The 5,694-nt window shown below is 35.0% G+C and carries 6 protein-coding genes; 4 read left to right on the top strand and 2 right to left on the bottom strand.

Features of this window, described 5'->3' with window-relative positions; genetic code table 11:
- Positions 1–1,228: GAF domain-containing sensor histidine kinase (locus VKY47_RS06545; protein ID WP_324311404.1), on the top strand; the 1,228-nt coding region annotated here is incomplete at its 5' end.
- 76 nt (positions 1,229–1,304) lie between these two features.
- Here the strand turns inward: VKY47_RS06545 and rimM are convergent.
- Complete coding sequence (rimM, locus tag VKY47_RS06540; RefSeq protein WP_324311402.1) at positions 1,305–1,832, bottom strand: ribosome maturation factor RimM; 528 nt, start codon at positions 1,830–1,832, stop codon at positions 1,305–1,307.
- A gap of 159 nt (positions 1,833–1,991) precedes the next feature.
- Entirely contained in the window at positions 1,992–2,528 is a 537-nt protein-coding gene (locus tag VKY47_RS06535) for a 30S ribosomal protein S16 (protein WP_324311400.1), read from the bottom strand.
- Between the two features lie 238 nt (positions 2,529–2,766).
- Here VKY47_RS06535 and VKY47_RS06530 point away from each other — a divergent pair, with 238 nt between their 5' ends.
- The 3 genes from VKY47_RS06530 to VKY47_RS06520 form a co-directional block, all read left to right on the top strand.
- On the top strand, positions 2,767–3,444 hold the full coding sequence (locus VKY47_RS06530; protein ID WP_324311398.1) for a DUF6252 domain-containing protein: 678 nt from the start codon (positions 2,767–2,769) through the stop codon (positions 3,442–3,444).
- Between the two features lie 263 nt (positions 3,445–3,707).
- Positions 3,708–4,157 carry a ferritin-like domain-containing protein gene (locus tag VKY47_RS06525; protein WP_324311397.1) on the top strand — a complete coding sequence of 150 codons (450 nt, stop codon included), beginning with the start codon at positions 3,708–3,710 and terminating at the stop codon, positions 4,155–4,157.
- Positions 4,158–4,370: 213 nt separating this feature from the next.
- Positions 4,371–5,694, top strand: a 1,324-nt coding sequence (locus VKY47_RS06520) for a PHP domain-containing protein (RefSeq protein WP_324311395.1), incomplete at its 3' end; no start/stop codon positions are given.

Raw genomic sequence — 5,694 nt, 5'->3', positions numbered from 1 at the left:
CGTAAATTTACCCCATCAATATATTTATATGATATCCCCATCTTTACCTGAAAACGAAAAACAAAGACAAATTGCAGTCGAACAGTATAAATTGCTGGATACGTTGCCCGAAAAGAGTTATAATGAAATAACCTCTTTGGTGTCTTTTATTACAGATGCGCCTATTTCCTTAATCACGCTTCTGGATGCTGATAGAAATTTTTTCAAATCGCATTATGGAATCCCCTTTAATCAATCGCCAAGGGATATTTCGTTTTGTGGGCACGCTATTATGTCTGAGGATTCCATTACCATAATTGAAGATGCTAGAAAAGACATCCGATTTATAGATAATCCTTTGGTTACAGAACAGCACGCCGTTTTTTACGCGGGAGTACCTTTGGTAAATCCAGAAGGTTTCAGGTTGGGAACCTTATGTGTTTTTGATACCAAACCCAATACGTTAAACGAAAAACAAATACAAACTTTAAAGGTTCTGGCCAATCAAGTCGTTAGTTTGTTCGAACAACGCTTAGTAAATTTAAAGCTATTGAAGCTAAAGGAAGAGTTGCAATTGAGAAACGAGAATTTAAGGAAATTTGCCAACGTAGTAAGTCACGATTTAAAATCCCCATTAGCAAATATAACCTCCTTAATAGATTTGGTAGAAACGGATTTAAAAAATCACCTCACCACAGAGTCTTTGGAGTATTTGGACTACTTAAAGAGTTCTTCTAATTCGCTCAGGGATTATATTGACGGTTTGTTGGTGTTTTATAACAATTCAGAAGTAACTGAAAGTAATAAGGAACTAATAAATTTTGAGGATTATATTCTTCATATTCAGAATTTATGCTTGTCCAACAACGAAGATGTTGTTTTTGATTTCACTAAAAATGTAGGGGAGATTCTGGTGAATAAATCGGTTTTATCACAAGTTTTGGTTAATCTAATTACCAATGCGATTAAATATAACGACAAGGAAGAAATTGAGATAGCTGTTAATTTTTCTGAAACCCAAGACGATTATATATTTGAAGTTAAAGATAATGGCCCAGGAATTCCTAATGATAAATTAGAGGTTATTTTTGATTTATTTTCTGCCTTTGGAGAGGATAGAAATAAAAATAAAGGAACGGGAGTTGGCTTGGCAACCGTAAAAAAACTAATAGAAAATTTAGGAGGTAAAATTAAAGTAACTTCTATTGAGAATAAGGGGAGTAGTTTTGTTTTTAATTTAATAAAATAACCCGCACCTAGCTAGAAGTTCTGTATCCTAACTTTAGGCGGCCTTTGGGGTCAAAACAGGCTTGGCTTACTGGAATTTACTCGATATAGAGATCAATCAATCCTTGAGGGGTGTCTACTACAATGGTTTTGTTTGTCCGATCCACTTTTACAATAAACGCATCGTTTACTGGAATTAAAATTTCAATGCCATTTCTCTCTATTTCAAAAAGCGCTTGCGCAGTAGAGTCGTTAACAGAAACAATGGTTCCAACAGTTCCGTAGTTGACATCTTCTACGGTAAACCCAATAACTTCATGAAAATAAAACTGATTGCCTTCTAGCTTTGGTAAAAACTCCAAGGGCAAATACACATCGCTTTTTATCAAGGCATCGGCATCGGCTTCCGTATCGACATCTTCAAAACGAACCCGTAGTAAATCGGATTTATGCAATTGCGAGGATTCAATAAAAAATGGCACCAGATTATTTCTTAAATCAATAAATACCGAGTCAAGTTCGTCGTACAAATCTGGTTCGTCTGTATCAAGTTTAATAAGGAGTTCACCTTTAAAACTGTATTTAGATACTATTTTTCCTAAAAAAAAACAATCTTCTTTTTTCATAGTTATTTTCTTTAAAAACCAGAACCTTTTTTGAATGAGTCTAAAATTTATAAGATTCCCACTTTCGCGGGAATTATGGCATACCGCTTTTTCTAGTTGTATGTAATAAAAAACCCAGACGGTAAGAGTCTGGGTTCAAAAGTATAAAAAATTAGTTTTTTATTCCTCTTCTTCTTTAGAAGTTTCTTCAGCCGTAGCTGCAGCTTCTGTTGTTTCTTCAACAACTTCTTCTGACACTTCTTCTTCAACCGGTGCATTTGCAGCAATACGAGCTTCGTTAGCAGCTTTTTCAGCTTCAAAAGCTTTTGCTTTTGCATCTGCTTCAGCTTTAGCTAAACCATCTGTTTTTGCTCCAACTTTACCAGCTTTTTCATCTAACCAAGCAGCAAATTTTGCTTCAGCTTGCTCTTCTGTTAAAGCACCTTTTCTAACACCACCTGCAAGATGATTTTTTAGTAAAGCGCCTTTGTAAGATAAAATACCTCTAACAGTATCTGTTGGTTGTGCTCCATTTTGAAGCCATTTTACAGCACTATCAACATCTAATTCAATAGTGGCTGGGTTTGTGTTTGGATTGTAAGCACCTAGTTTTTCTATGTATTTACCATCTCTTTTAGATCTTGCATCTGCTGCAATAATCCAGTAGTAAGGTTTCCCTTTCTTTCCGTGTCTTTGTAATCTGATTTTAACTGACATAAAAATTAATTAATTGAGGTTCTCGACCTCGGTTATTAATAAGGGGGCAAAGATACTATATTTTTTTAATTATCAACTTTTTATATAAAAACTAATTCATTGTATTTTTTTGTCTTATTTTTGATTTCTATTAAAGATATTTTAAATGGAAGATGACATATCCATTAAAAATCCTTTAATTGGAAAGAAACGATTGTTTGGAGGGTCCATATTAAAATAAAAACAATAATATAAACAGATGAAAAAGTTATTTGTAATGGCATTGGCCATTTTTACGATGGTAAGCTGTGCCGATGATATCGAATTTAATACGCCAGCCATGCAAGGTAAAAAGGACGGAAGTATTTGGAAAGCCGTTCTATATAGTGGGTATATTAATGAAAACGGTAAGGCCATTATTTCTGGGAGTAATAACTACGATGTTATTAATCTACAGGTATCTTCTTTTTCTGTAGGAACCTATCTGTTGGGTGAAAATAACATCAACGAAGCCATTTTAATAGATGCCAACAATCAAGAATATTCCACAAACAATCTGCCAGATCTGGAAGCAGAATTGTATCCGCCAGATGGAATAATTGAAATTACAGACTACAACCAGGAAAGAAATACCATTTCAGGAAAGTTTTGGTTTAATGCCTACTCGGCTTCAGGAAGTAAAACGGTTAATTTTAGTCAAGGGGTTTTTTATGAAATTCCAGTACCAATTAATTCTGGACCAGTTTTAATGTCATGCGATGAAGCAGTTGCCGCCAGAAATGCTGCCGAAGCCATTTTTAATGCCACTGCAACAACAGATAGTACATATCAAGCCGTTTGTAATGACTATAAAAGTGCTTTAGTCGATCAGCAAATTGCTTGTGGAGACGATACTGGAACGCTTCAGGCTATTATAGATGGTTTAACATGTGATTAATAATGGTCACCTGCGCGTATGTAGCGCCAAACCAACAGTCTTAAATAATGAAATTCATAAGTAGTTGAGCAATTAGTAAGCCCATCTTCACAAAATATTTAACATACGCAGCCTGATAGCTGCGTTTTTTGTTAAAAAGAGCTAAAGTTTCAGTGGTGTCCTTCTATATACTTGGGTTTAACCTAAATAAGGTGTATATTAAAGTAGATGTGAAACAATAGGCATCTATAAAGAAGATATTGAAATTAAAAATGCAAAAGATTATGAAGTATTCAGAACAAATTTCAAACAAATTAAACGAGTTATTAGTAAAGAATTACGATGCTGAAAAAGGCTATTTAAACGCTATGGGCGAAGTGGAAAATTCTAAATTAAAAATGTTTTTTAAGCGTCGCGCTTCAGAAAGAAGTGAGTTTGCCAAAGAGCTAAGAACCGAAATCTTACAATATGGAGAAATTCCAACAGATTCAGGTAGTTTTAAAGGAACCATGCACAGAAATTGGATGACATTAAAATCCACTTTCACACCAAATAATGAGGAAGCGATTATTGAAGAAACCATTAAAGGTGAAAAAGCAAGTCTTGAGGAATATAATAACATTCTAAAAGAGAAAAATTTGCCACCAACGATCGATTCATTGTTGAATAAACATAAAAATGCGATCCAAGCGGCCATCAATATAGAAAAAGTTCAAGAAGAATTAGTTTCTTAAAAGCATCTAAACAATCAATAAGAAAACGCAACTCGAAAGGGTTGCGTTTTTTGTTTATAAAAGTTTGTAACTTCCCTTCCAAAAAGCATTAATTATGTGTAATTTTAAAAACTTTTCTTCTAAAGAAAATCAGCCATATTTTCAGGGTTTATATATAAATATTCGTAAAGAATAATCAACTTAACGACTAAACAGCAAACAACAAAACAACAGATGTATTTAATTTTCGATACCGAGACCACAGGCTTACCAAAACGTTGGGACGCACCCATTACAGATACCGACAATTGGCCAAGATGTATTCAAATTGCTTGGCAATTGCATGACGAGATGGGGAACTGTATCGAACATCAGGATTATTTAATTCAGCCAGACGGATTTAATATTCCTTATGATGCCGAGAAAATTCATGGTATTTCTACCGAATTGGCACAAGAGCAAGGAATTCCGTTGGTGGACATGTTGGAGAGATTTAATGTGGCTTTGGGCAAAGCCAAATTTGTAGTTGGACAAAATGTGAAATTCGACCTCAATATTATGGGTGCCGAATTTGTTCGAGAAAACATAGCAAATGCCCTACAAGAACTCCCAGTTTTAGATACCTGTACAGAGCATACAGCATCACTTTGTCAACTTCCAGGGGGACGTTATGGAAGATTCAAACTCCCAACGCTAACGGAGCTGCATCAGTTTTTATTTAACCAACCTTTTGCTGAGGCTCATAATGCCACGGCAGATGTGGAAGCAACTACGCGTTGTTTTTTAGAATTAATTCGTCGCCAGGAATATACCAAGGAGGAATTGGATGTTCAGCCAGATTATTTTAAGAATTTTTCAGAAGCCAATCCGAAAGAAATTAAACTCATTGGTTTAAAGCACATAAATTTAAAACAGGAAAGTGCTAAAATCAATAAACGTTTACAAGAAAAACAAACAGACGATCTATCAGACGCTGAAATAAAAGAAAACATTTCGGAGTTGGCTGAGGTCGAATTTGTTCATCTTCATAACCATTCACAGTTTTCAGTTTTGCAATCTACCATGAGTATTCCTGGCTTGGTGGCGGTTGCTGCTGAACACAACATGCCTGCTGTGGCTTTAACAGATCATGCAAACATGATGGGCGCTTTTCATTTTGTAAAAGCGGTTACCAATCATAACAAAGCCATTCAGGTAAAAAACAAAGAAGCTTTAGAAAAAGGCGAAACCCCAAAACTAAAGGAAATAAAACCCATTCTTGGGTGTGAGTTTTTTGTTTGCGAAGATCATGCCGATAAAAGCAGAAAAGACAATGGCTATCAAATCGTGCTTCTTGCCAAAAATAAAAATGGCTATCACAATTTGTCAAAATTATCCTCTCTAGCTTATACAGAAGGGTTTTATTATGTACCAAGAATCGATAAAAAACTCATTCAACAATACAAAGAAGACCTGATTGTTTTAACAGGAAACTTATATGGCGAAGTACCGAGCAAAGTCTTAAACATAGGAGAAAATCAAGCGGAAGAAGCGCTGCTTTGGTGGAAAGAAGAATTTG

The organism is Xanthomarina sp. (genome assembly GCF_035306705.1).
GTDB lineage: Bacteria > Bacteroidota > Bacteroidia > Flavobacteriales > Flavobacteriaceae > Xanthomarina.
The sequence above is the reverse complement of the archived record's forward strand: the minus strand, read 5'-3'. Positions and strand labels throughout refer to the sequence as shown.